We start from the raw sequence: 26,517 nt of genomic DNA, 5'->3' as shown, positions 1-26,517 counted from the left end.
ATAACCTCGGCGGCCTTACAGCGCCTGGGGTATGAGCATGCAGTTGCCCGAGCAAGACCGTTTCGATCCGCCGCCGCTGCGCCTGCGGCGGCCCTTTCTAACCTCCCTCGCCGCCGGCCTCGGCACCCTCTCGGTGCTGACGGGTTTGGCCGCGCTGCTGGCAGGCGGTGCCGCACTGCTGCAGCTGCCGCAGTTGGCGCCCTATCTGACGATGGCCCGCGAGACCGCCCAGGGCTTCCTGGGTGGCGGTGCGCTGCTCTTGCTGGTAGGGCTCTGGTTGCGCCGCCGCAGCCAGCGGCGCTGGCGCTATCGCAATGCCTTGAGCCTCTCGCCCGAGCTCAAGCGGCGGCGCTAGCTAGCGCTGCCGCAGGCGTGCCAGGCCACCGCCCAGCAGGCCGGTAAGGCAACCCAGCACCAGGCCGCCGACATGGGCGCCATTGGCGATGGAGCCGAAACCGAGCAGGTCGAAGACGCCGGTCAGGCAGATCACCAGCCAGATCAGCATCATGGCCACCACGCCGCGCGGCATGCGATAGGCCGGATTGGGCGCCAGCCACTGGAACAGCCAGCAGTGGCCGAGCAGGCCATAGAGCACCCCGGACAGGCCGCCGAACAGGGCCGGGCCGGTCCAGGCGTACTGCACCAGGTTGGAGCCGGCGGCGAACACCAGGGTCAGGAGCAGCAGCATCAGGCCGCCCTGGCGGAATTCGATGCGCCGACCCAGCTCCCAGTACCAGAGGGCGTTCATCGCCAGGTGCAGCAGACCGAAGTGCAGGAAGATCGGAGTGACCAGCCGCCACCATTCGCCACGGGCCAGGCTGGCGTCGAGATCGAGGAAGGCGATGTGCTCGGCGTCGATCAGGCGGAATTCCTGCAGCGTCAGGTAGTGGATCAGCGCCAGGTTGTCGCCCAGTTCGGTGGCCAGGCCCAGCAGCAGGGTGATGGCGAGAAAGACGGCGCTGACCGGACTGGCCTTGAGTTGCGCCAGCAGGCCGAAGCCGCGGGGGCCGCGGGCGGCCTGGACCTCGCCACGCGGATCGCCATCGGGATAGCGCTCATAGAGGCTGCGGGTCTCTTCGACCCGCGCCGGGTCCAGCACCCAGAGCACCTGGCTGTCGCCCTCTTCCACCACCCGGTGGCGGATCTGCAGGCGCCGCAGCAGGCGGGTGAAGCCCAGCAGGTCGCGACCCAGGGGCACGCGCAGCACGGGTTGCGGCTGGTTCATCGCCCCTCCTCGCGCTGGACGTCGATCCAGACGAACTTGGCCGGATCGATCTGGCGTTCGTCGTCGAGGCGGTAGGCCACCAGCTTGCCGTACTTGACCGCGCTGTAGTCCAGGCAGGCCAGGTTGGGCCGCAGGGGTTCGGGATGGCCATCGCGCCAGTAGTGACCGACGAACAGCATCGGCTCCTCTTCGCCATAGCAGAGCAGCCCGGCCTTTTCCTCGTCGCTCAGGGGTTCGCAGGCGATTTCCGCCGGCAGCGCATCCGGCTGGAAGACCACGTCGCCATAGGTCTGGGGATCGCTCTCCCAGAACTTGGTGCGAAAGCGCGCCCGCACGTAGCCGTCGCTGCCGGTGAGGCGCAGGCCGTGGGGCAAGGGCAGCGAGACGCCGTTGAGCAGGCGCGAGGCGACCCGGCTGGCGAGGCTGCCACCGACGATGGACTGGCGGACGAAGTCCTCGTCGATGCAGGCGTCCGGATAGTGGTGGAGGAGTTCGTCGATCAGCCGCTGATCCCAGCAGGCATGCACGATGCGGAAATGACCGAAGTCCTTGCACAGCGGCAGGGTGTAGAGCCAGTCCAGGTGGTCCTGCCACTCGCCGGGATGATCGGCGAAGGCGGCCAGGGTCTCCTGGATCAGCTGGCGATGACGGGGGGTGTGTTCGCGCACCCAGGTCTGGCCGGTGCCGGGGAGCGCCGGGGTGTGCCAGGCCAGGGCATTGAGTTCGTGATTGCCAAGGATGCAGTGGGCATGGCCACCCTCGACCATGGCGCGCACCCGACGCAGGGCGCCGCGGATGCGCGGGCCGCGATCGACCAGGTCACCGAGAAAGATCGCCTGGCGTTCGGGATGCTGCCAGACGCCGTCCACCTGTTGATAGTCGAGGCGCTCCAGCAGCAGGTCCAGGGTATGGGCGCAGCCGTGGATGTCGCCGATCAGATCGTAGCCGCAGGGCATCAATCGTCTCCCAGGCGACTGCCCCAGCCGAGCTTGGTCCGGCAGATCTCGTAGTAGTTGTGATCCAGCGGGTGGATCAGCCTGAGCTTGTGGGGCTTCTTCTGAATGGTCACGGTATCGCCGGGTGCGCAGGTGAAATGATTCTGGCCATCACATGAGACCTGCGGATAGATCGTCATGTTCGGCGACACCAGGATCGACAGGGTGCTGTCGCCGGACACCACGATGGGTCGGCTGGACAGGGTATGGGGATACATGGGCACCACCACGATGGCATCCAGCTTGGGATGCATGATGGGACCGCCCGCCGACAGCGAGTAGGCGGTGGAACCGGTGGGGGTGGCGACGATCAGGCCGTCGGCGCGCTGGCTGCAGACGAACTGGCCGTCGATGTACAACTCGAACTCGATCATCCGGGTGGACTTGCCCGGGTGCAGCACCACGTCGTTGAGGGCATCGCCCTGGCCGATCATCTCGCCGCCGCGCTCGACGAAGGCGTCCAGCAGGAAACGCGTCTCCATCAGGTACTGGCCGTCGAGCACCTCGGCGACCTTGGTCTCCAGCTCGTCGGGGCGGATGTCGGTGAGAAAGCCCAGCTTGCCGCGGTTGATCCCCAGCACCGGCACCCGCGGGCGCACCAGGGCGCGGGCGGCGCCGAGCAGGCTGCCGTCGCCACCGACCACGATCACCAGGTCGCAGATCTCGCCCATGAGTTTGCGCGACACCGTCTGCAGGCCGTGTCCGGGCAGGACCTCGGCGATGGTGTTTTCCAGGATGACGTTGCGCCCGCGTTGCAGCAGAAAGGTCTTGAGCCGGCGGATGGTGTCCAGCACCTGGGTGCTGCCGAGTCGACCGATGATGCCGATGTTACGAAAGGAGTCCATGACGCGCCGGCGGCCCCGTTGGCTGGAAAGTGCGGAAAGTATGGGCGAAAGCCCGTGGCAGCGGCAAACCGCCCTCATCCGACCACGGGTCGCCGCCGGTGATCCGCAGCGGCCCGGCTTGGCCTATGCTGGCACCATGACTCCCTTCGCCGAGCTGCACGCCCTGCCCCGCCGCCTGAGCCAGCCCCAGGTGCGCGATCTCGCCTGGACCCTGGTCGCGCCGCCCTTGCTGGCAGCCGCCGACACCCGTCATCCGCTGGCCGCCAGCGACTGGGCGAGCCACCCCGAACGTCTGGCCGACTGGCTGCGGCAACAGGACGCGGCCCCCGCGGCCCTGGCGGCTTGGCTGGCCCAGGGCAGCGACCGCCGCCTGGGGCGCCAGTACGAAAGACTCTGGCAATTCGCCCTCGAACGGGCGCCGGGACTCAGGTTGCGCGCGGCCAACCTGCCCCTGCGCGACGGTGACCGTACCCTGGGTGAACTGGACCTGTTGGTGGAAGACGCCGAGGGGGTCCATCACCTGGAGCTGGCGGTGAAGTTCTACCTGGGCGAAGGCCCGGCGGACGCACCCCGCTGGCTGGGCCCCGGTGGCGAAGACCAGCTGGCGCGCAAACTCGCCCACCTGCGCCAGCGCCAGTTGCCGCTGTCGGCCACGCCTCTGGCCCGGGCCAGCCTGGCGGCGCTGGACATCGCCCCGCCGCGGGCGGCGCTGTGGCTGGGCGGCTACCTGTTCCAGCCGCTCGACCGCCCCCTGCCCTGGCCGGCGGACGCCCTGCCACCCCGGCAACCCCAGCTGTGGTGCGCGCGCGGGCAACTGCCGGGGGGTCCCTGGGAGGTGCTGCCCAAGGGCCACTGGCTGGCACCCGCGGTCGCCGATACGCCCTGCCTGCCGCTGCCGGACGGCGAGCCGATCTGGCCGCAATTGCTGGTGCGTCGCGATGCACGTGGCGACGAAGACGCCCGGTTGTTCCTGGTGCCTGCGGGTTGGCCGCTTCAGCCGCTGGCCAAGGTCGCCAGCTGAGTCTTCAGCGCGCGGCGGCCCTGGAAGCCCCCGCTGTGGATCAGCACCAGGCGACTGCCCGGAGCCAGCGCGCCGCCCTCGATTGCCTGGCGCAGGGCCAGCCAGAGCTTGCCGGTATAGAGCGGCTCCAGGGCGATCCCGGTCTGCGCCTCGAACTCCGCCATGGCCCGGGCCAGTTCGGCATCGAGGCGGCCGAAGCCACCGCGGCTGGCGTCCAGCAGGCGCCAGTTCGGGGCCGTGTGCTGGGCCAGCAACCGGTCGAGGTTGGCTTCGACGCCGTGCCCGGGCGGCACCGCCAGGCCGCCCACCACCTGCCAGGCGGGATCGGCGGCGCGGATCACCCCGGCCAGGGTGGTGCCGGTGCCGGCGGCCAGCCAGACTTGCTGGCAATCGGGCCAATCCAGGGCGGCGAGGCCCTGGCGCAACTCCGTGACGATGGCCGCGCAGGCCGCGGCGGCCTGCTCGTCGCAGCCCCCCTCGGGAATGGGCAGCAAGCCGGGATAGCGCGCCTGCCAGGGCTGCCAGAAGTCGGCATCATGGCGACGGCGATAGCCGCCATAGCCGAGCCAGTGCAGGGTCATGCCCTGGGCCTGCAGATCCTGGACGGTGGGCGTCAGGCAGGGCTCGCCGCGCAGGAGGCCGACGGTGGCGAAGCCGTCTTCCCGACCCAGGGCGGCCAGCGCATGCAGATGATTGGAGTGGGCACCGCCGAGACTGATGAGTCCTCGGCCCTCGCCCCGGGCCAGGCGTTCGCGCCAGGGCCGCAGCTTGTAGCCCTTGTTGCCGTTATGCGCGGCCGGACGCTGATCCAGGCGCAGCACCGCCAGGCGCAGGTCGCGCGGCGCCAGGGCGGCGAGCTGTACCTCCTGCAGCGCGGCGGGTGGGAGAGATGTCATCCGCCGGGGATTCAGAGATTGGCGACGTCGCCATCGCTGTCATCGCCGCGGTGCTCGGCGCACAGCGTCGAGCGCAGCGGATCGAACTGGGCGGGGTGCTCGACCCGCACCACCGGCCGCCCGCAGCGCTCGCCCTCCACCTCGGCCTGGCACACCGGCTGCTGGTGATGCTCCAGCCAGCGCTGGTATTGCTCGCGGCTGACCTTGCAGTGCTCGGCGACATAGCCCAGGGGATCGGCGCTGAACCGCGGCACGTCCTGGCGGCTGAGGATCAGATGACCCGCCCCCGGCTGGAAGGTGACGAACAGGATGCCCTGGCGCGCCAGGCGCTCCAGCTGGCCTTCGTTGCTGTCGCCGATCAGCTGGGCGCAGCGCTCGCGCAGCTGGCGGATGTCTTCCTGCAACTGGCCGTCCAGCTCGTCGCGGTACTTGAGTTCCACCTCGCGGATGGTCAGCTGATTCTTCAGCTCGCCCACCGCGGCGGCCACCCGGGCTTCGCTTTCGGCTTCGGACTGGATGCGCAGCGCCTCGATCTTGTAGAGGGCGTTGCGCTCCAGGGTGCGCATCTGTTCGTTGAGTTCTTCGCGCTCCTGGCGCGCCAGGTCGTGCTGTTGCTCCAGGTGCTGGGCCAGGGCGGCGTAGCGCACCTCCAGCTCGGCCTTGGCGGCGCGGACTTCGTCGGCGTCGCGCTGCAGGCGGGCCAGGTCTTCCTGGTGCTGGCGGGTCAGGGTCAGCAGCCGGGTGCGCTGGCCGGCGATCAGCTTGTCCAGTGCCTCCTGGTGTTCCTGGGCGAGGATGCGGCGGACCCGTTCGAGACGGGCCTCGACATCGATGCCGTCGGCGGCGCTGGGGTGGTATTCCCCGGCCAGCTCCACCTCGCCGTCGCGCGGCGCGACCAGACCCAGGCAATCGCGGATCGCCTGCCAGTCGTCATGCTCGGCCTCGCTGCGCGGATCCCAGAGATCGCCCTGGTGCCAGGAAATCGGACAGTGGCTGCGACTGGCCAGGCGAATCGGCCCGGCGCCCAGGTCGGGACCGACATCGCCGCGCTCGGCCAGCTCCGTAAGCGGCAGGTCCCACTCCGGCAGCGGACTGCCCTGGGCATCGAAGGCCAGCAGGAAAAACACCGCGGCCTTGACCCGGCGGTGGTCGTCCAGCAGCAGATAGACGAAGCGATGGCGCCGTCCGGCGCAGTCGAGCAGCGTCTGGTCGCCCTGCCAGAGCGCCTGGAAATCGGGAAACAGCAAGGCGCGATTCACACCCTGGTCGCCGAACCCCAGCACCACCGGGGTCAGTACCGCCTCTTCGTTCAACGTCTCTGCCATCTCTCGCCGCGTGCTCTGTCGATCCCACATGAATACCGAGGCCGGCATCTCGCCAATTGGCGACCGGACCTGCATCCGCGCGCCGACCTCGGGCGGCGCCGCGCTTGATCCGCGTCGCCGCCCGACTGCTCCAACGCGCCGGGCCCCCACCCGACGCATCAGGACGGCAGCTTAGCCAATCCTGGTCGGCGGGATGGAAGAGAGGCCAGACATTGGGACGAGGGTCGGTCCGGAACCGATGTTATGCGGAGTGGATCACAGAAATCATCCCTGATTGCAACGAAGAGTTACAGCTCGGCGGCAAGGCGAGTGGCCTGATCGATGGCGCGCTTGGCATCGAGTTCGGCGGCGACATCCGCGCCCCCGACCCGATGCACCGCCATGCCGGCGCCGAGCAGTTCGTCTTCCAGCTCGCGCAGGGACTCCTGGCCGGCGCAGAGCACGACGTTGTCGACGTCCAGCACCTGCTCGCCGCCATCGGGCAGGCGCAGGTGCAGACCGGCATCGTCGATGCCCAGGTATTCCACCCCGCCAATGGCCTTGACGCCGCGCTGCTGCAGGCGCGCGCGGTGGATCCAGCCGGTGGTCTTGCCCAGGCCCTTGCCGGGCTTGCCCGGCTTGCGCTGCAGCAGCCACACCTCGCGCGGCACGGCCGGCGGCGCGGCCGGGGCCAGGCCGCCACGGCTGCTGAAGCTGGGGTCTATGCCCCACTCGCGGTAGAAGGCGGTGATGGGCTCCGCCTCCTGATGGCCATGGGTGAGGAAATCCGCCACGTCGAAGCCGATGCCACCGGCGCCGATCAGGGCCACCCGCCGGCCTACCGGCTTGCGCTCCAGCAGGACGTCCAAATAGCCCAGCACCTTGGGATGGTCGACCCCCGGAATGGGCGGCACCCGCGGCGTCACCCCGGTGGCCAGGATCACCGCGGCGAAACCCTCGGCCTGCAATTCGGCGGCGCTGACGCGATGGTTGAGGCGGACATCCACCGCCAGGCGCTCCAGCCGCCGCTGGAAATACCTCAGGGTCTCGCCGAATTCTTCCTTGCCGGGAATGCGCCGGGCGACATTGAACTGGCCACCGATACGTTCGCTGGCTTCGAACAGCACTACCCTGTGGCCGCGCTCGGCCAGGGTGCAGGCGGCCGCCAGCCCCGCCGGCCCGGCGCCGACCACGGCAAAGGTGCGGGGCTCGGCGGCGGGCAGGATCTGCAATTCGGTCTCGTGGCAGGCGCGCGGATTGACCAGGCAGCTGGTCAGCTTGCCGGCGAAGGTATGGTCCAGACAGGCCTGGTTGCAGGCGATGCAGGTGTTGATCTCGTCGGCGCGGCCGGCGGCGGCCTTGGCGACGAACTCCGGATCGGCCAGCAGCGGGCGGGCCATGGACACCAAGTCGGCCTGGCCGGCGGCGAGAATGGCCTCGGCCACCTCGGGGGTGTTGATGCGGTTGGTGGCGATCAGCGGCACCCGCACCCGGCCCTTGAGCTGGGCGGTCACGGCGGCAAAGGCGCCGCGTGGCACCAGGGTGGCGATGGTGGGGATGCGCGCCTCGTGCCAGCCGATGCCGGTGTTGATCAGGCTGACCCCGGCGGCTTCCAGCCAGAGCGCCAGCTGCAGGCATTCCTCGGGGGTGCTGCCCTGCTCCACCAGGTCCAGCAGCGACAGACGGAAGATGATCAGGAAATCCGGACCGGTCGCGGCGCGGATGCCCTCGACGATGGCCAGCGGCAAGCGGCAGCGCTGAGCGAAGTCGCCGCCCCAGCGATCCGTGCGGTGATTGGTCCGCGCGGCGATGAACTGATTGATGAAATAGCCTTCGGAACCCATCACCTCGACGCCGTCGTAACCGGCCTGTTGCGCCAGGGTGGCGCAGCGGATGAAGGCGGCGATCTGCCCCTCCACCTCGGCCTCGTCCAGTTCGCGCGGGGTGAAGGGATTGATCGGTGCCTGCAGCGCCGAGGGCGCCACCAGTTGGGGGTTATAGGCATAGCGACCGGCGTGCAGGATCTGCAGGCAGATACGGCCGCCGGCGGCGTGCACCGCGTCCGTGACCGGCCGATGGTGTTCGGCTTCTTCGGGGGTGGTCAGCTTGGCCGCGCCCTTGGCCACGGCGCCCTCTTCGTTCGGCGCGATGCCGCCGGTGACGATCAGCCCCACCCCGCCCCGCGCCCGCTCGGCGAAAAAGGCCGCCATCCGCGCGAAACCGCCGGGCCGCTCTTCCAGCCCCGTGTGCATGGACCCCATCACCACGCGATTGCGCAACGTGATCGACCCCACGGGCAGGGGTTCGAGCAGATGCGGATAGCTATCCATAGGGGTGGTATTACGGGGGGCAAGCTCGATCATGGCGGTCTCCGGTGGTTGGCCTTTCTGGGAAAGCCTGGCGCCACGATAGGAGGAGCGCGCCCCCGTCTCAATCACCGGAAATGACAACCTCTTTACCCAAATGCACAGCCGCCCCTTGGCAGTGGCGGTCTGGTCTCCTACCCTGAGCACCTTTATCCCGCCCGGCCCAGGAGGCCGGACCGCTCTGGAGTGCCGATGCGCAAGCTCGTGTTCCTGGTGCTGATCGCCCTGTTCGCCGTGCTGGCGGGCTGGGTGGCCCAGCGGCCAGCCTTCCATTACCTGTCGGATCTGCGCAGCAGCCTGGCGGTGGACCTGACCACCACGCCGGCGGCCGCCACCACCGGCAACCTGCTGGGGATCGAGCCCGAGCTGATCGCCCTGGACTACGGCAATCCCGAGCGACTGCGCCTCAAGCTCGATGCCTATCTGGCCAATGCGCGGCGCCTGGGCCTGATCGGCGCCCAGACCATCGTGGTGCTGCCCGAGCACCTGGGTACCCCGCTGGCGCTGGTGGGCGAGAAGCCCGAGGTCTATGCCGCCGCCCGCAGCGAAGACGCCATCCAGTGGCTGCTGCTGGGCAATCCGCTGCGCGTGGCCCGCGCCTGGTTCCAGGCCGAGGGTGACCGCCGCCTGGCCGACAGCCTGTTGCGCATGAAGGCCTGGGACATGGCCAGCGCCTACCAGCAACTCTTCGGCGGACTCGCCCGCCAGTACGGCGTCACCCTGGTGGCTGGCTCCATCGTACTGCCCGGTCCGACCCTGGTCGACGGCGAATTGCAGGTGGGCACGGGACCTTTGCGCAATGTCACCCTGGTCTTCGGACCCGATGGCAAGGTGCTCGGCCAGCCGCTGGTGCGGCCCCTGACAGCCCGGGAACGCGGCGCCGATCTCAGCCCGCCCCTGCTGCGGCTGGAGACGCCGCTGGGCCGTCTGGGCGTTATCCAGGGCAGCGACACCGGTCGCGCCAGGGTGCTCGACGATCCCCAGGTGGAACTGCTGGCGATCCCCGCCCTCGCCTCGGGTGCCACCCCGGCACCGGCGCCCTTCGATGTGCAGCGTCTGCGCGCCGCCGGCATTCGCGCCGCGCTGGAAGTGCAGTTGCGCGGACGGCTCTGGGAATGGCAGGCCGGCGGCGGCAGCCGGGCCTTCACCCCGGACGCCGAAGCCGGCACCGATCCTGCCCGTTCCGGCAGCAAGCTGATCAATCTGCGGCTATGAGCGCGCCGGCGCTGCGCCTGGGCGATCTCTCCACCGGCTTCGTGCTGGCCTTGGCCGCGGCCGTCGACCAGCGGGGCGCCGATGCCGCCGGCCTGCTGGCGCGCTTTGGCCTGAGCGCGGCGCGGCTGGCCGAACCCGGCGGACGGCTGTCGATTCCCCACTACATGCGCCTGGGCCACGCCGCCCTGGAGCTGACCGGCGATCCGGCACTGGGCCTGGCCATGGGCCGGGCGATGCGCCCGGCCTTTCTCGGTCTCGCCGGCGTCACCGTGGGCCAGGCGCCGGACGTGCGCCACGCCGCCGAGACGCTGCTCAGGCTGGAGCCGCTCTATGGCCGCAACTACCGGGGCCGGTCGCGCTATGCCGCCCAGGGTCGCGACGCCTGGCTGCACTTCTATAGCATCAGCCCCTACAACGCCTACAACCGCTTCGTGGTGGACGCGGTGCTGAGCGCCTGGCTGGCCTTGCTGGGCACGGTGGCCGGCCAGGCGCTGCAACCGCGCCGCGTGCTCATCGAATACCCTGCCCCGGCTGACCTCGGGCCCTACGCGGCCGCCTTTGGTTGCCCGGTGGAATTCGGCGCCGCCGAGAATGCCCTGTTGCTCGATGCCGCGACCCTGAGCCGGCCCGGTCCCGAACACTGCCCCGCCACCTGGCGCCAGTTGCTGGCGCTGAGCGATGTCGAACACGGCCGCCTGACCCGCACCCGCGGCCTCACCGAGCGGGTGGTCGAGGTCATGGGGCCGCTGTTGCGGCATGGCGAGCCGACCCTGGAGCAGATCGCCAGCCGACTGCGCCTGCCCTCCTGGACGCTCAGGCGCAAGCTGGCCGAGGAAGGCACCCAGTACCGCGCCCTGCTCAACCTGACCCGCCGCGACCTGGCCCTGGCCTATATCCGCGACACCGAGGCCAGTTTCGGCGAGATCGCCTACCTGCTCGGTTTCGCCTCCCCCGCCGCCTTCCAGCGCGCCTTCAAGCGCTGGACCGACCAGACCCCCGGCGACTGGCGGCGCCTGCAGCGGCAGGGCGTGGCCGGCTGAAGGGAGCATAGGCGCCGATCGTGGGTCCTAACAGCCTGATCCTTCACCAGGACTGCGCTCGCCCCATGCCCAATTTCCTGCTTGCCCTGTTGCTGCTGTGCCTGGCGTTGCCGCTGCGCGCCGCCGAAACCCCCGCCCAGGCCGCGACCGGCCTCGATTCCCAGCAGGCGCGCCAGGTTGCGGCCCTGCTGCAGGATCCGCAGCGGCGCCAGGAGCTGATCCTGACCCTGCAGGCCATCGCCAGCCAGCCGGCCAGCGCGGCCGCGACCAACCCGGCGCCGGCGAGCACAACGACCGCCGCTGCGCCGGCCACCGCCGCCACCCCGGCGGCGGGTACGGAAAAGACGCTGGTGCCCCTGGAAGCCAATGGCCTGATCGCCCAGACGCTCAGTCGCGTCGGGCGCTGGGCCGACAACCTGGGCAGCGAACTGAATCAGGTGCAGCGGGCGGTGCGCAGCCTGCCGGACTGGTCACGCGCCAGCTTCACCTCCGAAGCGGGTCGCCGGGCCCTATTGCAGGCCCTGCTGACCCTGGCCACCCTCTTCGCCGCCGGTCTGGTCGTGGAGTGGCTGATCCGCCGCGCACTCCAGCGCCCTCGGCAACGGCTGCAGCGCCAGGCCGATCACGCCGACAGCCGCGCCCGCCGCCAGGCCCAGCAGCAGGCGGCCCAGCAGCCACCGCCTGCGGCCGCGGCACCCGCCGCCGAAGAGGCCGCCACCCGCCCGGCCGAACCCGCGGTCGCCTTGGTCATGACCCAGCGCGACGGCGTGGATCAGCTCGAAGAGGTACCCATCGCCCCGTCCGATAGCGCCGCACCGATGCCTGATGAGCCCGCGCCCAGCTCCATCCCGGCCGATCCCGCTCCCGCCAGCCCCGCCCGACGCAGCGGTGAAGAGCACTGGACCACCCTGCGGCACCTGCCCTTCGCCCTCGGGCTGCTGGTGCTGGAGCTGTTGCCGCTGCTGGTCTTCTGGGCCATGGCAGCGCTGCTCATCCACTACTTGGTGGGCTCGGATGCCAACCTGCGCGAGCTGGTCGGCGGCTTCCTCGGCGCCTACCTCACCACCCGGCTGGCGCTGATCGTCATCCGCCTGCTGATCGACCCCGCCGCCCACGGCATCCGCCTGCTCAAGGTCAAGGCGCCCCTCGCCTGCACCCTGCTGCGCTGGCTGCACGCCTTCGTCGCCCTGATCACCTTCGGCCTGGCGCTGGCCCAGGCCGCGGACATCCTCGGCGCCAACGAAGAAGGCCGCGAGGCCATCGTCAAGCTGGTCTCGCTGCTGGCCCACCTGCTGGTGGTGGGGCTGATCTTCCACGTGCGCCGGCCGGTGGCCGCGCGCATCGCCGGGCGTCAGGATGGCAGCGGTGCCCTGGCCGTGCTGCGCACCTGGCTGGGTCAGGTCTGGGCGGTATTCGCCGCGGTGTTCGTCATGGGCGGCTGGACCATGTGGGCGCTGGACATCGAGAACGGCCTGCCGCGGCTGATGAACTTCGTCGCGCTGTCCGCCGGCATCGTCATCCTCGGGCGGCTGGCGGCGGTGTTCCTGCTCGGCCTGCTGGGTCGGCTGTTCCAGCCGGCGGCAGGCGAAGGCGCCAGCGGCAGCGAGCTGCACCTGCAGCGCTACTATCCGCTGGCGCGCTGGCTGGTGGGGGTGATCGTCACCCTGATCACCGCCCTGGCGCTGTTCCAGTCCTGGGGCTGGGGCGTGCTGGACTGGTTCGGCGAGGGCAGCATCGGTCGCAACCTGCTGTCCGCCTTCCTCACCATCCTCATCGCCGCCATCATCGCCGTGGTGATCTGGGAAGGCGCCAACGCCGCGGTGAATCGCCGGCTGAGCCGCTGGAGCGAACGCGGGGATACGGTGCGCGCCGCCCGGTTGCGCACCCTGCTGCCCATGCTGCGTACCGGCCTGTTCATCCTGGTCGCGCTGATCGTCGGCCTCACCGCGCTGAGCGAGCTGGGCATCAACACCACCCCGCTGCTGGCCAGCGCCAGCATCATCGGGGTGGCGCTGGGCTTCGGCTCGCAGAAGCTGGTGCAGGATTTCATCACCGGCATCTTCCTGCTGCTGGAAAACGCCATGCAGGTGGGCGACTGGGTCACCGTGGCCGGGGTCTCGGGCACCGTGGAATACCTGTCGATCCGTACCGTGCGCCTGCGCGCCGGCGACGGCTCCCTGCACATCGTGCCCTTCAGCTCGGTGTCGGCGGTCAACAACATCAACCGCGGCCTGGGCAACGCCGCCCTGCGCATCAGCGTGGGCTACGCGGAAGACATCGAGCGCGTCATCGCCGAACTCAAGGACATCGGCGCCGGCATGCGCGCCGACGATGCCTTCAAGGACCTGATCCTCGCCGATCTGGAGATCTGGGGCGTGGACGCCGTCGACGGCTCCATGGTGACCATCGCCGGCCAGATGAGATGCCTCGACAAGGGCCGCTGGGGCGTGCAGCGCGAACTCAATCGCCGCATCCTCGAACGCTTCCGCGAGCGCGGCATCGAGATCGCCAATCCGCGCGCCAGTCTGCTGCTGCCCAGCGAAGCCGGTATCGTACCCTCCACGCCCATCCCGTCACGCCCTGCGGAGTAAACCCCGTGCAGTACCGCCAAGACGCCTTCAACGGCCTGATCATCGATGCCGCCTCGCTGCCCACCGACCGCGAGGCCTTTGCCCCGGCGCTAGCGGAGCTGCTCACCAGCGCCCGGCGCGAGGGACGCAACCTGATCTGGCTGCCCCTGCCCCTGGCCCTCGGCGATCTGGTGGGGGTCGCCACCGCCGCCGGCTTCGTCTTTCACAACTGCCTGGAGCAGGAGCTGACCCTGGTCTGGCGCGGCACACCCACGGCCTTCGCGCCCTTCGTGCCGACCCACAGCCTGGGCGTGGGCGGCCTGGTACTCAACGACCGCGGCGAATTGCTGGCGATCCGCGAGCGCGGCAGCCAGGGTTACAAGCTGCCGGGCGGCCATGTCGAACTGGGCGAAGACCTGGCGCCGGCGGTGGTCCGCGAAGTCTGGGAGGAAACCGGCATCCGCAGTGCCTTTCGCAGCGTGGTCGGCCTGGTGACCACCCATCCCTACCGCTTCGGCAAGTCCAATCTCTATGTGGTCTGCCGCCTCGATCCACTGAGTGCCGAGATCGCCATCCAGGATCCGGAGGAGATCGAGGACGCCCGCTGGCTGGCGCTGCCCGAGTACCTGGCGGATCCGGGCAACAGCGCCTTCAATCGCGAGCTGGTGCGCAGCCTGGCGCAGGCCGAGGGCCTGCAGACGAGTGCGCTGAACAGCGAGCGCTATCCCAAGGCCGAGGTCTTTCTCGCTCAGCCGTCGAAGGACTGATCCATGCTCTCGGCGGGGTGAGCATCGCGCGGACGCCCCACCGGACGGGCGGGAATGCCCACCACCGTGGTATGGGGCGCCACCGGGTGCAGGACCACGCTGTTGGCGCCGATCTTGGCGCCTTCGCCGATCTCCAGATTGCCGAGGATCTTGACCCCGGCACCGATCATCACCCCGCGCCGCACCTTGGGATGCCGATCGCCCTGCTCCTTGCCGGTGCCGCCCAGGGTCACCTGCTGCAGGATGGAGACGTCGTCTTCCACCACCGCGGTTTCGCCGATGACGATACCGGTGCCGTGGTCGAGCATGATGCCGCGCCCCAGCCGGGCGGCCGGGTGGATGTCGATGGCCAGCAGCCGATTGCAACGCACCTGCAGGTGCAGGGCCAGCAGCCGCTCGTCGTTGCACCAGAGGGCATGGCTCAGGCGCTGGGTCTGCAGCGCCAGGAAGCCCTTGGAGAACAGGAAGATCTCCAGCAGGCTGGCATAGGCCGGATCCCGCGCCAGCACCGCTTCCAGGTCCGCGCAGGCCGCTGCGGTCAATGCCGGCCCCTCGGCATGCAGGGCGGCGAAGCGCTCGGCGAGGGCCTCGGCCTGCCCTGGATCCTCCGCCAGGGCCTCGGCGCAGCGCCGGACCAGGGCTGCCGTCAGATCCACCGGCTGCAGCAGCGCGCGCGTCAGCCCCGCGGCCAGGGCCGGGGCATCGCGACGCCCGGCCTCGGCCTGGGCGCGCAGGAGTTGCCAGAGTTCGGGAGCGGAGCGAGGCGGCATGGCGGATAGGCGTCCTTAACTGAAGGCGCCCAGCTTAACGGGCACAGCGTTCAGCGTCTTGTACATCAGGGTGGTGCTGTCGCGGCGTTCCGGTTGGCGGGCATCCAGGGAATAGCCGGGAATCCTGCCGACCACCTGATAGCCGAGGGACAGATAGAGCGGCTCGGCATGGTCGTCGCTGCGGGTGTCCAGGGTTAGCAATTCCCGTCCTTCGGCCCGCGCGGCCGCTTCCACCGCCTGCATCAGCCGGCGCGCCAGTCCCTGGCGCCGGTAGTCCGGATGCATTAGCAACTTGACCACGTCCGCGCGGTGCGGCTGGTTGGCCGGGGTATCCAGCACCAGCTGCACGCTGCCGACCACCCGGTCGTCCTGCAGCGCGGCAAACAGCAGCCGGGTGCCCCGGGCCAGGCCCGGCGCCACGGCTTCGGTCCAGAAACGCCGATTCACGCTGTCGGCGAGCGGCAGGATGAAGCCGATGCTGGCGCCCTGCTCGACACAGGCGGCCAGCAGGCGCTGGAAGTCATCCAGGTGACGGGTGAAGGCGGCAGCCTCGAGCTGCTCGATACGCAGGGACGCACTCATGGACACACCTCAGATCATGAACAGGAGATAACGGGCGCCCGCCGGACCACTGAGGAAGCGGCTGCTGCCCCAGAGGCGATAGCGCAGGCAATCGCCGACGCCCAGGCGGTAGGACTGGTCTTCGATCCACAGCTGCAACTCGCCTTCGAGCAGCAGCAGATGGTGTTCGAGGCCTGGGCGGGGCGATGCCTCGTAGCGGATGTCCACGCCCGGCCCAAGCGCGCTTTCGATGACCTCACCCGCCAGGGCCTGGGCCGGCGGCGACACCGAACGGCGGGTGAACGCCTGCGCGGGATCGCTCCAGATCTGCTGCGCCTGGCGCTGGACCTGGGCCGGATAGCGGCTTTCCACGCTGTGCAGCAGGCGCGTCAGGGTCAGGCCGTAGGCTGAACAGAGTTGCCCGAGCACCGCCGTGGTCGGGCTGACCTCGGCGTTCTCCAGGCGCGACAGGGTCGCGCGACTGACTCCACTCAGGGTCGCCAATTGCTCCAGGGACCATTCACGCTCCAGGCGTAGCGCCTTGAGCCTCAGCGCCAGTTGTTGATCCAGCATGGCCACCTCCCGATTCAGGGAATTTTTCTTACATAAGAGAGAGAAGCGCAAGGCCACCATTTCGTCATGCCTGTCGCCGCAGGCCGATGCCAAACTTGGTATCGCGTTAAACTTTATCGGAGAAATTCTTTACCGGGAAAGTCGTTATATCCTGATTTCTTTCCGGACTGTTCAGCAGCTCAAGGCTCTAGCCAGGCCGTCTGTACTCTTACACCGGCATGGAAGAGCGTTATTTTGTAACACCGAACAAGCAGAGGTACGCGACGATGATGATAATTTTCAGGCGACTCCAGAACGCGACTTCGATATAGGCGTCTGAATGCCTGAGCTCACCAGACCTCAACGAATACGTACCCTGCAGCAAGATGTTTCAAGAATTTTCAGCGCCAGGTGAAGCCTTTAACCTGATAATTATTCCTGTCTTTGCCAAATTCTTTTACAGCCCCTGTACAACTTTTCCAGCAATGGCTCTAGTACGCCGAAGTTCAAGCTCAAGCCTGTATCGAAGTTGCACCTCGTATAACAAAGCACCCCTCCATCAGCTCGCTCGAACCCGGCCTATAAACCCCTACTCTCAATATCCGAATCGCTTAGCCTCTCGGGGCATGCATCAACTCTTCAAGAGCGGATAGTGGGAGAGGTTCTTATGGCCAACAAGAGCAGCAATCCAGGCAACTTCGCCAACAATCGCGATCGCGCCGCTGAGGCGGGTCGCAAGGGTGGGCGTGCCAGCGGCGGCAATTTCGCCAACAATCCGACACGGGCTTCCGAAGCCGGGCGCAAGGGTGGCCAGAACAGCCATGGCACTCGCCGGTCCGAGGCCGCGAACGACGCCGAAGCGACCTGACCGGCGCCGATCCACCAGCAGCCTTCCTGTCGCGCTGACCTCTGGCAGGCTGCTCCTTCCTGTGGACGGTCTCCCTGTCCCTACTGGCCACTGGCTTCAGAAGTGCGTCGCATCTCACACAAATGCATGACCGTGCTACTTTTATCGGACAACCCGAGTGCTGCCCAGGGCGCGCTCTCCCTGCTTCTGTCCGACTGCGCCGGTGCCCATGCTCAACAACATTCGCATCCAGAACAAACTTTTCGCCGGCTTTGCTGCCATCATCGCTCTGGTGGTCCTGCTGCTCTGGCTGACCTATGCCGCCTTGCAGAGCCTGGTCGACGCCAATCGCTGGGACAGGCACACCGCCGAGGTGCTGCTGTCGGTCACGGCGCTGGACAACAACCTGCTGGAAACCCGCGCCAAATTGCGCAATTTCTGGTATTCCGGCGCTAGCGGCGATGCCGAGACCGCGCGCCAGGCGCTGCCGTCCCTGAACGCGGCCGTCCGTGTGCCCCAGCAACTGACCCAGGACAACGCCAGCCAGCAGCAGCGCTTCGCGCGCCTGAGCGCCGATCTCGACAGTTTGCGGCAGAACACCTTCGAGCCCCTTCTGCGCCTGCGCGAGACGGGCAACCTCAGCCCGGTCCAATTGGCCAACGAACCGCTGGTCACCACCCTGTCCACCCAGGTGAGCAATCTGCGCCAGCAGATCCAGGGCATTGCCGACGAAGAGCGCCGGCTGTCCGCGCAGCGAGCGGGCCATACCGAGGAAGTGCGTGACCAGCTGACCTGGACCCTGGTGGCCGGCGGCGCCTTCTGCGTCCTGCTGGCCGCCCTCATCGCCTGGTTGCTGTCCCATCACCTGTTGCGCTCGATTCGGCGCCTGACCGACACCGTGGCGCGCATCTCCGCCGGTGACAGCGGCGCTCGGGTGCAGGTGCTAGGCCGTGACGAACTCGCCCAGGTGGGCCTGGCCTTCAATCAGATGGCGCAGCAGATTCAGGACGACCACGCCCGCGAACAGGCGCTGATGCACCGCCTGCGCGCCGATGTGGACGACCTGCTCGGGGTGGTCAACCGGGCTGCCGCGGGCGACCTCACCGGGCGCACCAGCGTCACCGGCGACGACGCCATCGGCCAACTGGCTCGCGGCCTGAGCAAGATGATCGAGGACCTGCGCGGCATGATCGCCAAGGTGCAGCGCGCCGGTATCCAGGTGACCTCTTCCACCACCGAGATCGCCGCCTCCTCCCGCCAGCAGGAGGCCACCAGCATCGAGCAGGCGCAGACCAGCGTGGAAGTGCTGAGCACCACGCGGGAGATCGCCGCCAACGCCAATGCCCTGGTGCGCACCATGGAAGAAGCCGTGCAGGTGGCGGACGAGACCACCCAGGGCGCGGAGCAGGCGCGCAGCAGCCTGGCGAGCATGGACGGCACCATGCAGCGCATGGTGGCCGCCACCGATTCCATCAACGCCAAGCTCGCCGCCCTGTCGGAAAAGTCCAGCCACATCAACAAGGTGCTGACCACCATCACCAAGGTCGCCGATCAGACCAACCTGCTGTCGCTCAACGCCGCCATCGAAGCGGAAAAGGCCGGCGAGGCGGGGCGGGGCTTTTCGGTGGTGGCCACCGAGATCCGCCGGCTGTCCGACCAGACCACCGCCGCCACCGACGACATCGAGCAGATGCTCAAGGACATGAATTCCGCGGTCTCCGCCAGCGTCATGGGCATGGACAAGTTTTCCGAGGAGATCCGCCGCAGCGTGCAGGAGGTGGCCAGCGTCAGCGACCAGCTGGCCGAGGTGATCGAGGACGTGCAGAAGCTGCCGGCGCGCTTCGACATCGTCCTGGAGGGCATGCAGTCCCAGGCGGTGGGCGCCGGCCAGATCGCCGAGACCATCACCCAGCTCAACGACAGCACCCAGCAGACCACCGAGGCGCTCAAGGCCACCAGCGAGGCGGTCCAGTACCTGCAACAGGCGGCCCAGGACCTGCAGAGCAGCGTCGCCACCTTCTCGGTCACCCGTTGAGCATGCAGATCCTGGTCTTCCAGCTGGCCGAGGCCGCGGCGGCCCTGCCGACCACGGCGATCCGCCAGGTGCTGCCCCTGCTGCAGCTCACCCGCTTTCCTGCGGCGCCTGCGGGGGTCGCCGGCCTGATGAATCTGCACGGCGCGGCGATCCCGGTGGTCGACGTCACCGCCATGAGCGGCGGCCCGGCGGCCCGGGCGCGCCAGGACACCCGTATCCTGCTGGTGGACTTCACCCTGCCCGAGGGCGGTAGCCGTCCGCTCGGCCTGGTGGTGGAAGGCGTCGCCGGCGTGCGCCGGGTCACCGCCCGAGCGCCACGACCGGCCGGTGTCCGCCTGCCCGACTACCCCTGGCTCGGCGAAGTGCTGGAGACGCCCGAGGGCCTCTGGCTGTGGCTGGAATCGGATCGCTTGCTCTCGCCGACCCTGGCCGCCCTGCTGTTCCAGGAGGCCGCGTGAAGCTCGATCCCCGGCTGGCGCCCCTGGTGCGGGCGCGCACCGGTCTGGCCATCGCCGACGACATGCTCGGTCGCGCCATCCGCCAGCGCCTGCGCGAGCGCCAGGAGGGCGATGCGGAGGCCTATATGGCGCGCATCCTCGACGACGAAGGCGAATTCGCCGATCTGCTGGACCTGCTGGTCATCCCCGAGACCTGGTTCTTTCGCGATCCCCAGGCGATCGCCCACGCCGCCCGCTTCGCCCAGGAGCGCCACGCCCGCAGCGGCGCGCCGGTGCGGCTGCTCAGTCTGCCCTGCTCCACCGGCGAAGAACCCTATACCCTGGCCATGGCGCTGTTCGATACCGGCCTGCCCGCACAGGCCTTCCAGGTCACCGCGGTGGACATCAACGAGCCGTCCCTGGAGCGCGCCCGCCGCGGCCTCTATGGGCGCAACTCTTTTCGCGCCCGCGACCTCGGCTTTCGCGATCGCTATTTCGACGCCGAGGGCGATCGCCAGCGCCTGGCCGAACGGGTGCGCAACCAGGTGCGCTTTCGCCAGGGCAACATCCTGCAGCTGGGCAGCCTGCGCGACGGCGCGCCCTTCGACGTGGTGCTCTGCCGCAATCTGCTGATCTATTTCGACGACCAGACCCAGGGCCGCGCCCTCAGCCACTTGGCCGCCCTGATGCACGACGACGGCCTGCTCTGCGTCGGCAGTTCGGAAATGGTCAGCGCCATGCGGCATGGCTTCGCCAGCCTGGGCGTGGCCCACGCCTCGGCACTGGTCAAACGCCAGGCCGCGGGCGCCGAACCCGCGCGTCCGCACCCACAGCCGGCGTCGCCACGGCGCAAGGCCGCGGTGCGACCGCCGCCCCCGGCGCCGCCGCTGCCCGCCCGCCTGCGCGCCAGAAGCACACCCGCACCCGCTCCGATAACTCCGGTCGCCAGCAGCGCTCAGCCGCTCGAAGAAGCCCAGCGCCTGGCCGACGCCGGGCGTGGCGCCGAAGCCGAGGCGCTGCTGCGCAACCTGCTCGAGGCGGATCGCAGCCAGGCCGGTGCCCACTTCCTGCTGGCGCTGATCCTGCCCGACGACCGCGCCGCCGAAGCCGAGCGGGCGCTGCGCCAGGCCCTCTATCTGGAGCCGGGGCACTATCCCGCCCTCTGTCGCCTGGCGCTGATCTGCGAAAGAGCCGGCCGCCTCGACGAAGCCGGACGCCTGCGCGAGCGCGCCGCGCGCATCCAGACCCGCGCCGGTGACGACGCATGAGCCTGAATCGTGAACTCAGCGCCCTGGAGCGCGCCGCCTGGGCCGAGCACTATGCCGAACCCCTGGACGACCGCCAGGCGCGCTCGGCCAGCGCCCTGGTCTTTCGTCTGGGCGCCGAATGGCTGGGGCTGCCGGGCAGTTGTCTGGTGACCGCCACCGAACCCACCGCCGTGCACCGCGTTCCTCACCGGCGTTCGCCGCTGCTCCGCGGCATCGTCCCGGTACGCGGCCAGCTGCAGCCCTGCATTGCCCTGGAGCTGCTGCTGGCGGTGGCACCAGGTGCCCAGACCCGTGGCTTTCCGCGCCTGCTGCTGTTGCATGTCGGCCGCCGCGACTGGGCCGTGCAGGTGGACGAGGTGCTGGGGCTGCAGCGCTATGCCCCCGGCGAGGTGCAGCCGCCTCCCGCGACCCTGGGCGGCGACTTGCTCAGCTATCTGGGCGGTGTCTATCGCGAAGGCGAGTACCAGGTCGGCCTGCTCGATCTGCCACGGCTGGAGCGGGCCCTGGAGGAGGCGCTGCGATGAGCCAGCCACCGCGCGATGTGCGCGAGATGTCCCTCTATGATCTCTTCGCCAGCGAAGTGCAGAGTCATCTGCAGCCGCTGGATGCCGGCCTGCTGCGTCTGGAGCGCGATCCCTCAGACACGGGGGTGATCGAGCCGATGATGCGCGCGGCCCATTCCATCAAGGGTGCGGCGCGCATCGTCGATCTCGACGGCCTGGTGGAGTTGGCCCATGCCATGGAGGACTGCCTGGTCGCCGTTCAGGCCGGGCGCCGCAGGCTCGGACCGGCGGATATCGACCAGCTGTTTCGCTGCGTCGATGTTCTCGGCGAGGTCAGTCGCCTGGACGAAGCCGCCAGCCAGCGCTGGCAGCGCGAGCAGCGTGATGCCCAGCGGGCACTGGCGCAGGCGCTCAGCGCCACTGACAGCGAAGCGCCCCCGCCTGGCGTGGCCGCCCCCCAGGAGCCGATGCCTGCCCCGGCGGTCCAGGACGAACCGGCACCCGACGCCGAGCGCAGTCGGGATCCGCTGCGGGTGGACAGTGGTCGCTTCAACCAGATTCTCGCCCTCACCAGCGAGGCGCGGGTCATGGGCCTCGGCCTGCATAGCCTGGTCCAGGGCTTCCAGGGCTATCGCGCCGAATTGCAGGGACTGTTCGGCCAGGCCCAGGCGGTCAGCAGCGAGTTGCGTCAGCGCCAGGAAGGCCTGCTCGATCGCTATCAGCAGCAGCTGCAGGCCCTGGAAGCCTATGAGCGGCGCCTGCTCGGGGTCTGCCAGGGGTTGCTGGACGAGGTGCTGGGGGTGCGCATGCGCCCGCTGCGCGATGCCGTCCAGGGCTTTCCGCGACTGGTGCGCGATTTGGCCCGGGGTCTGGACAAGGACGCCGTGCTGCAGGTGGACGGCGCCGACACCCTGATCGATCGCGAGGTGTTGGCACGGCTGGAAAGCCCGCTCAATCACCTCCTGCGCAATGCCGTCGACCACGGCCTGGAAACCCCGGCCGAACGCCGCGCCCTGGGCAAGCCCGAGTGCGGCCAGATCCGCCTCGAGGCGCGGCATGTCGCCGGCCGCCTGCAGGTCAGTCTGCACGACGACGGTCGTGGCCTGGACCTGGAGCGCATCCGCGCGGCGGTGATCGCCCGCCGCCTCAGTCCGCCGTCGGTGGCCGCCGAGCTGAGCCCGGCGGAATTATTGGAATTCCTGCTGCTGCCCGGGTTCAGTCTCAAGGAGACGGTGACCGAGCTGTCCGGACGCGGCGTGGGCCTGGACGTGGTGGCCGACGCCATTCGCGCCCTGGATGGCGAGGTCCGCCTGGAAACCCGCCCGGGGCTGGGCTTCAGCACCCACCTGCTGGTCCCGGTCAGTCGCTCCATCGTCCGCGCCCTCATCGTCGACATCGCCGGCGAGGCCTATGCCCTGCCGGTCAACCGCATCGAACGGGTGCTGCGCCTGGATCCGGCCGCGGTGCACTCGCTGGAGGGCAAGGCCTTCTTCCTGCTCGGCGAGGATCGCCTGGGCCTGGTCGCCGCCCATCAGCTGCTGGAGCTGGACGGCGCGCCGCCCAGCGGCGATCTCGCCGTGCTGGTGATCGGCAGCGGCGACCGGCGCTACGGGCTGGTGGTGGATCGCCTGCGGGGCGAGCAGGGCCTGGCGCTCAAGCCGCTGGACGAGATCTTTGGCAAGTTGCGCTCGGTCACCGCCGGGGCGCTGCTCGACGACGGCAGTCCGGTGCTCCTGCTGGACGTCGCCGATCTGCTCACCGGCATCGAGCGCCTGCTCGGCGAAGGCCGCCTGCGCCAGGTGCAGAGCGGCGCCGTCCTGGACAGCCGGCGGGTCAAGCGTATTCTGGTGGTGGACGACTCCCTCACGGTGCGCGAGATGGAGCGCAAGCTGCTGGAAGGCCAGGGCTACCAGGTGGAGGTCGCGGTGGATGGCATGGATGGCTGGAACGCCGTACGCGCCGGCGAATTCGACATGCTGCTGTCGGACATCGACATGCCCCGCATGAACGGTATCGAACTGGTGGAACTGGTGCGCCGCGATCCGCGTCTGCATGCGCTGCCGGTGATGATCGTGTCCTACAAGGATCGCCCGGAAGACCGGCTCAAGGGCATGCAGGCCGGTGCCGACTACTACCTGACCAAGGGCAGCTTCCACGATGACGCCCTGATCACCGCCGTGCAGGACCTCATCGGAGCGCCATGAGAATCGCCATCGTCAACGATCTGCTGCTGGCCACCGAAGCCCTGCGCCGCCTGCTGACGGGCGATGGTCGCCATACGGTCGCCTGGATCGCCCACGACGGCGAGGAAGCGGTGGCGCGCTGCGCCGAGGACCGCCCGGATCTGATCCTCATGGATCTGCAGATGCCCCGTCTGGACGGCATCGAGGCCACCCGCCGGATCATGGCCCAGTCGCCCTGCGCCATCCTCATGGTCACCGCCACCCCCGACGACTGCGAAGGCGTGTTTCGCGCCATGGGCGCCGGCGCCCTCGACGTGACGGCCACCCCGGCCCTGAGCGGCGGTGCCGATGGCGGCGCCCTGCTGCGCAAGATCGCCCGTATCGAACCCCTGGTGCGCCTGCCGGAACGCGCCGCCCGCCCGCAACCGATCAGCGCGGCCGCTCCCGCCGATCGTGCGCAGGCGACGCCGGACACCCTGGTGGCCATCGGCGCCTCCACCGGTGGCCCGGCAGCCCTGGTCAGTCTGTTCGAGGCCTGGGCGCCCACGCCCCAGGCCAGCGTGGTGCTGGTACAGCACATCGATCGGCGCTTCGCCCCCAGCTTCATCGGTTGGCTCGGCACCCAGATCGCCTGGCCGGTCACCGCCGCCCTGCCCGGCGCCCTGCCCGCCCCCGGTCAGGTGTCCGTCGCCCTGGGTGACGACCATCTGCTGCTGGACGAGCGCGGTCGCTTCGCCTACACCGCCGAACCGGTGGATTACCCCTATCGTCCGTCGGTGGATGTGTTCTTCGACAACCTCGCCAGCCACCCGCTGCGGGCCGCCAAGGCCCTGGGGATCCTGCTGACCGGCATGGGCCGTGATGGCGCCAGCGGCCTCTATGCCCTGCGCCAGAGCGGTTGTCCGACCCTGGCCCAGGATGAGGCCAGTTGTGCCGTATACGGCATGCCTGCGGCTGCGGTTAGAATGGGCGCCGCGGAGCGCGTACTCAGCCCCACGCAGATCGGTGCCTGGCTGCAACGACGCTTCGGCAACGGCTCGCGGAACAGCATATGACAGGTCGCCAACAGGAGCGTTGGACGACGCAGTGGCAGGGACTGGCCAAGAAGAGACGCGGGACGTTTGACCCCGCCCGCACAAGGACTCGCAGTAATGGCCACGCACGAGGGTAATACCCTGGACAGCCTGACCGCACCCAAGGTGCGCCTGCTGCTGGTGGACGATCAGCTGATCATCATCGAAGCCCTGCGGCGGATGATCGCCGATCAGCCCGACATCGAGCTGCATTACTGCCTGGACGCCCACCAGGCGGTCAGCATGGCCCTGCAACTCAAGCCCACGGTGGTCCTGCAGGACCTGATCATGCCGGAGATCGACGGCCTGGAAACGGTCAAGCGTTTCCGTGCCGAACCAGCGCTGCGCGACGTGCCCATCGTGGTGCTCTCCTCCAAGGAGGACCCCCAGGTCAAGGCGCAGAGCTTCGCCACCGGCGCCAACGACTATCTGGTCAAGTTGCCCGACAAGCTGGAACTGCTGGCGCGGGTGCGCTACCACTCCGAGGCCCATGTGCTGCGCGCCCAGCGCGACGAGGCCTTTCGCTTCCTGCGCGAAAGCCAGCGCCAGCTCGCCGAGGCCAATATCCAGCTGCAGAAGCTGGTGGCCATCGACAGCCTCACCGGCATCAACAACCGCCGCCATTTCGACCAGACCTACGAAGGCGAATGGCTGCGCGCCCGGCGCAATCGCCAGCCGCTGGCCCTGCTGCTGTGCGACGTCGACCACTTCAAGCGCTACAACGACACCTATGGCCACCTCAGCGGCGATCTCTGCCTGAAGAAGGTGGCGGCGGTGCTCACCGAGCAACTCAAGCGACCGGCCGACCTGGTGGCCCGCTACGGGGGCGAGGAATTCGCCATGGTGCTGCCGGAGACCGACGCCGAGGGCGCGCTCAAGGTCGCCGAGGCCTGCCGGGCCGGTGTCGAGCGGTTGCAGGTGGCCCACTCCGGCAGCGACCTGGGCTTCGTCACCATCTCCATCGGCGTCGGCAGCATCCAGCCGCAGAGCGGTGACGACCACGAAGCCTTCATCGAGCGCACCGACCAGGCGCTGTACCAGGCCAAGGCCGAAGGCCGCAACCGGGTGCACCTGGTCAAGGGCAGCGGCAAGGACCTCCCGGCCTAGGGACGCGGCGGCTGCGACCTAGAAGCTGCGACTGACCAGGCGATTACGCCCTTCGGCCTTGGCCTGGTAGAGCAGGTTGTCGGCGGCCTTGAGCAGGCCCTCCGGGGTCTGCTCGGGGGTCGGATTACAGCAGGCCAGGCCCATGCTCATGGTCAGCCAGAGCCGGTCCTCGGCCAGCGGATGAGCGATGCGCAATTCGGCGATGCCCTGCCGACAGCGTTCCAGCACCGCTTCGGCGGCCGTGCGCGAGGCGCCCGGTAGCAGCAGCACGAACTCCTCCCCACCATAACGCGCCAAGCAATCCCGCTCGCGGATACGCTGTTCCAGCACCTGGGCGACCCGCGCCAGCGCCTGATCGCCGGCGCCATGGCCATGGGTATCGTTGTACTGCTTGAAATAGTCGATATCGAGCATGGCGATGGCCAGCGCGCCCCGCCGGCTGACCGCCAGCTGCCACTCGATCGCCAGCTGCTCGTCGAAGCGGCGGCGATTGCCCACTGCGGTCAGCGGATCCATGTGCGCCAGTTCTTCGAGCAGCCGCCGCTGGCGGGCCAGTTGCAGGTGCAGCCGCACCCGCGCCAGCACGGCCAGAGGATTGAAGGGCTTCTGGATGAAGTCGCTGGCGCCCAGTTCGAAACACTCCACCTCGCGGTGCAGGTCATTGGCCGCGGTGATGAAGATCACCGGGATGGCACTGGTCTCGGCGCGGCGCTTGAACAACTGGATCAGTTGCAGGCCGTCGATGCCGGGCATCACCACGTCCAGCAGGATCAGGTCGGGGTGCTCGCGAGCGGCCTTGGTCAGGGCCTGGACCCCGCTCTTGGCCAGCATGATGCGCGCCTCGTCGCGCAGCAGATCACCGAGGACGCGCAGATTGCTCTTCTGATCGTCGACGATGAGGATCAACGGCAGGTCCGGACGGCGCCCCTCCATGGGC

Annotated in this window: 24 protein-coding genes and 1 pseudogene; 15 read left to right on the top strand and 10 right to left on the bottom strand. The window is 69.1% G+C overall.

Annotated features, from left to right (window positions below; translation table 11 throughout):
• Positions 1-37: 37 nt before the first annotated feature.
• A complete protein-coding gene (locus CFE50_RS03435) occupies positions 38-355 on the top strand; it encodes a hypothetical protein (protein WP_244898813.1) in 318 nt (105 codons plus the stop codon).
• Here CFE50_RS03435 and CFE50_RS03430 read toward each other — a convergent pair whose 3' ends face one another.
• From CFE50_RS03430 to CFE50_RS03420, 3 genes are read right to left on the bottom strand one after another with little or no spacing between them, the layout of a single operon-like run.
• A complete protein-coding gene (locus tag CFE50_RS03430; protein ID WP_044340731.1) occupies positions 356-1,225 on the bottom strand; it encodes a rhomboid family intramembrane serine protease in 870 nt (289 codons plus the stop codon).
• The gene (locus CFE50_RS03425; protein WP_286731194.1) at positions 1,222-2,181 is read right to left on the bottom strand and encodes a metallophosphoesterase; all 960 of its coding nucleotides are present in this window, start codon (positions 2,179-2,181) and stop codon (positions 1,222-1,224) included. Before CFE50_RS03425 ends, CFE50_RS03430 begins: the two co-directional genes overlap by 4 nt.
• Positions 2,181-3,065: an NAD(+) kinase gene (locus tag CFE50_RS03420; protein WP_007158929.1), complete on the bottom strand. Its 885-nt coding sequence runs from the start codon at positions 3,063-3,065 to the stop codon at positions 2,181-2,183. The genes CFE50_RS03425 and CFE50_RS03420 overlap by 1 nt, the downstream gene beginning before the upstream one ends.
• A gap of 40 nt (positions 3,066-3,105) precedes the next feature.
• On the opposite strand from CFE50_RS03420, the gene CFE50_RS03415 reads away from it, so the two are divergent.
• Entirely contained in the window at positions 3,106-4,086 is a 981-nt protein-coding gene (locus tag CFE50_RS03415; RefSeq protein WP_286731193.1) for a DUF1853 family protein, read from the top strand.
• On the opposite strand, the gene CFE50_RS03410 is transcribed toward CFE50_RS03415, so the two are convergent.
• From CFE50_RS03410 to CFE50_RS03400, 3 genes are all read right to left on the bottom strand, one after another.
• Positions 4,059-4,982 (bottom strand): 1-aminocyclopropane-1-carboxylate deaminase/D-cysteine desulfhydrase, encoded by a 924-nt coding sequence (locus tag CFE50_RS03410; RefSeq protein WP_286731192.1) that lies wholly within the window; start codon positions 4,980-4,982, stop codon positions 4,059-4,061. The genes CFE50_RS03415 and CFE50_RS03410 overlap by 28 nt on opposite strands.
• 11 nt (positions 4,983-4,993) lie before the next feature.
• Complete coding sequence (locus CFE50_RS03405; RefSeq protein ID WP_169886929.1) at positions 4,994-6,307, bottom strand: chromosome partitioning protein ParA; 1,314 nt, start codon at positions 6,305-6,307, stop codon at positions 4,994-4,996.
• Positions 6,308-6,594: 287 nt separating this feature from the next.
• A complete protein-coding gene (locus tag CFE50_RS03400) occupies positions 6,595-8,616 on the bottom strand; it encodes an NADPH-dependent 2,4-dienoyl-CoA reductase (RefSeq protein ID WP_286731951.1) in 2,022 nt (673 codons plus the stop codon).
• Between the two features lie 228 nt (positions 8,617-8,844).
• Between CFE50_RS03400 and CFE50_RS03395 the strand changes: the two genes are divergently transcribed.
• From CFE50_RS03395 to CFE50_RS03380, 4 genes are all read left to right on the top strand, one after another.
• The gene (locus CFE50_RS03395) at positions 8,845-9,867 is read left to right on the top strand and encodes a carbon-nitrogen hydrolase family protein (RefSeq protein WP_286731190.1); all 1,023 of its coding nucleotides are present in this window, start codon (positions 8,845-8,847) and stop codon (positions 9,865-9,867) included.
• Positions 9,864-10,907 carry an AraC family transcriptional regulator gene (locus CFE50_RS03390; RefSeq protein WP_286731189.1) on the top strand — a complete coding sequence of 348 codons (1,044 nt, stop codon included), beginning with the start codon at positions 9,864-9,866 and terminating at the stop codon, positions 10,905-10,907. Before CFE50_RS03395 ends, CFE50_RS03390 begins: the two co-directional genes overlap by 4 nt.
• Positions 10,908-10,972: 65 nt before the next feature.
• Positions 10,973-13,498 (top strand): mechanosensitive ion channel domain-containing protein, encoded by a 2,526-nt coding sequence (locus CFE50_RS03385; RefSeq protein ID WP_286731186.1) that lies wholly within the window; start codon positions 10,973-10,975, stop codon positions 13,496-13,498.
• A 5-nt stretch (positions 13,499-13,503) separates the two neighbouring features.
• The gene (locus tag CFE50_RS03380; protein WP_286731184.1) at positions 13,504-14,244 is read left to right on the top strand and encodes an NUDIX hydrolase; all 741 of its coding nucleotides are present in this window, start codon (positions 13,504-13,506) and stop codon (positions 14,242-14,244) included.
• Here CFE50_RS03380 and cysE read toward each other — a convergent pair.
• The 3 genes from cysE to CFE50_RS03365 are packed head-to-tail and all read right to left on the bottom strand — an operon-like array spanning position 14,226 to position 16,148.
• Complete coding sequence (gene cysE, locus CFE50_RS03375) at positions 14,226-15,014, bottom strand: serine O-acetyltransferase (protein WP_286731181.1); 789 nt, start codon at positions 15,012-15,014, stop codon at positions 14,226-14,228. The genes CFE50_RS03380 and cysE overlap by 19 nt on opposite strands.
• A gap of 15 nt (positions 15,015-15,029) precedes the next feature.
• On the bottom strand, positions 15,030-15,596 hold the full coding sequence (locus tag CFE50_RS03370; RefSeq protein WP_169853572.1) for a GNAT family N-acetyltransferase: 567 nt from the start codon (positions 15,594-15,596) through the stop codon (positions 15,030-15,032).
• Between the two features lie 9 nt (positions 15,597-15,605).
• The gene (locus CFE50_RS03365; protein ID WP_286731178.1) at positions 15,606-16,148 is read right to left on the bottom strand and encodes a helix-turn-helix domain-containing protein; all 543 of its coding nucleotides are present in this window, start codon (positions 16,146-16,148) and stop codon (positions 15,606-15,608) included.
• Between CFE50_RS03365 and CFE50_RS03360 the strand changes: the two genes are divergently transcribed.
• The 9 genes and pseudogenes from CFE50_RS03360 to CFE50_RS03320 all read left to right on the top strand — a co-directional run bounded on the left by CFE50_RS03360 (position 16,147) and on the right by CFE50_RS03320 (position 25,580).
• A complete protein-coding gene (locus tag CFE50_RS03360; RefSeq protein ID WP_286731176.1) occupies positions 16,147-16,467 on the top strand; it encodes a hypothetical protein in 321 nt (106 codons plus the stop codon). The two genes, CFE50_RS03365 and CFE50_RS03360, sit on opposite strands and share 2 nt — an antisense overlap.
• A 351-nt stretch (positions 16,468-16,818) precedes the next feature.
• Positions 16,819-16,995: pseudogene (locus CFE50_RS03355) on the top strand (con-10 family general stress protein); the annotation flags it as partial.
• A 208-nt stretch (positions 16,996-17,203) separates the two neighbouring features.
• Positions 17,204-19,009 carry a methyl-accepting chemotaxis protein gene (locus CFE50_RS03350; RefSeq protein WP_286731173.1) on the top strand — a complete coding sequence of 602 codons (1,806 nt, stop codon included), beginning with the start codon at positions 17,204-17,206 and terminating at the stop codon, positions 19,007-19,009.
• Between the two features lie 2 nt (positions 19,010-19,011).
• Positions 19,012-19,467, top strand: a complete 456-nt coding sequence (locus CFE50_RS03345; RefSeq protein ID WP_286731949.1) for a chemotaxis protein CheW — start codon at positions 19,012-19,014, stop codon at positions 19,465-19,467.
• Entirely contained in the window at positions 19,464-20,714 is a 1,251-nt protein-coding gene (locus CFE50_RS03340) for a CheR family methyltransferase (protein ID WP_286731171.1), read from the top strand. Before CFE50_RS03345 ends, CFE50_RS03340 begins: the two co-directional genes overlap by 4 nt.
• Entirely contained in the window at positions 20,711-21,238 is a 528-nt protein-coding gene (locus tag CFE50_RS03335; protein WP_044340740.1) for a chemotaxis protein CheW, read from the top strand. The genes CFE50_RS03340 and CFE50_RS03335 overlap by 4 nt, the downstream gene beginning before the upstream one ends.
• Entirely contained in the window at positions 21,235-23,421 is a 2,187-nt protein-coding gene (locus tag CFE50_RS03330; RefSeq protein ID WP_286731168.1) for a hybrid sensor histidine kinase/response regulator, read from the top strand. Before CFE50_RS03335 ends, CFE50_RS03330 begins: the two co-directional genes overlap by 4 nt.
• Positions 23,418-24,455 (top strand): chemotaxis-specific protein-glutamate methyltransferase CheB, encoded by a 1,038-nt coding sequence (gene cheB, locus CFE50_RS03325; protein ID WP_286731166.1) that lies wholly within the window; start codon positions 23,418-23,420, stop codon positions 24,453-24,455. Before CFE50_RS03330 ends, cheB begins: the two co-directional genes overlap by 4 nt.
• Before the next feature lie 96 nt (positions 24,456-24,551).
• Positions 24,552-25,580, top strand: a complete 1,029-nt coding sequence (locus tag CFE50_RS03320) for a GGDEF domain-containing response regulator (protein ID WP_027599840.1) — start codon at positions 24,552-24,554, stop codon at positions 25,578-25,580.
• An 18-nt stretch (positions 25,581-25,598) separates the two neighbouring features.
• Here the strand turns inward: CFE50_RS03320 and CFE50_RS03315 are convergent, their stop codons facing one another.
• Positions 25,599-26,513, bottom strand: coding sequence for a diguanylate cyclase domain-containing protein (locus CFE50_RS03315; RefSeq protein ID WP_286731162.1), 915 nt, complete (start codon positions 26,511-26,513; stop codon positions 25,599-25,601).
• Between the last annotated feature and the right edge of the window lie 4 nt (positions 26,514-26,517).

Source organism: Pseudomonas sp. PGPPP4, from assembly GCF_002256045.1.
GTDB classification, from domain to species: domain Bacteria; phylum Pseudomonadota; class Gammaproteobacteria; order Pseudomonadales; family Pseudomonadaceae; genus Chryseomonas; species Chryseomonas oryzihabitans.
The sequence above is the reverse complement of the archived record's forward strand: the minus strand, read 5'-3'. Positions and strand labels throughout refer to the sequence as shown.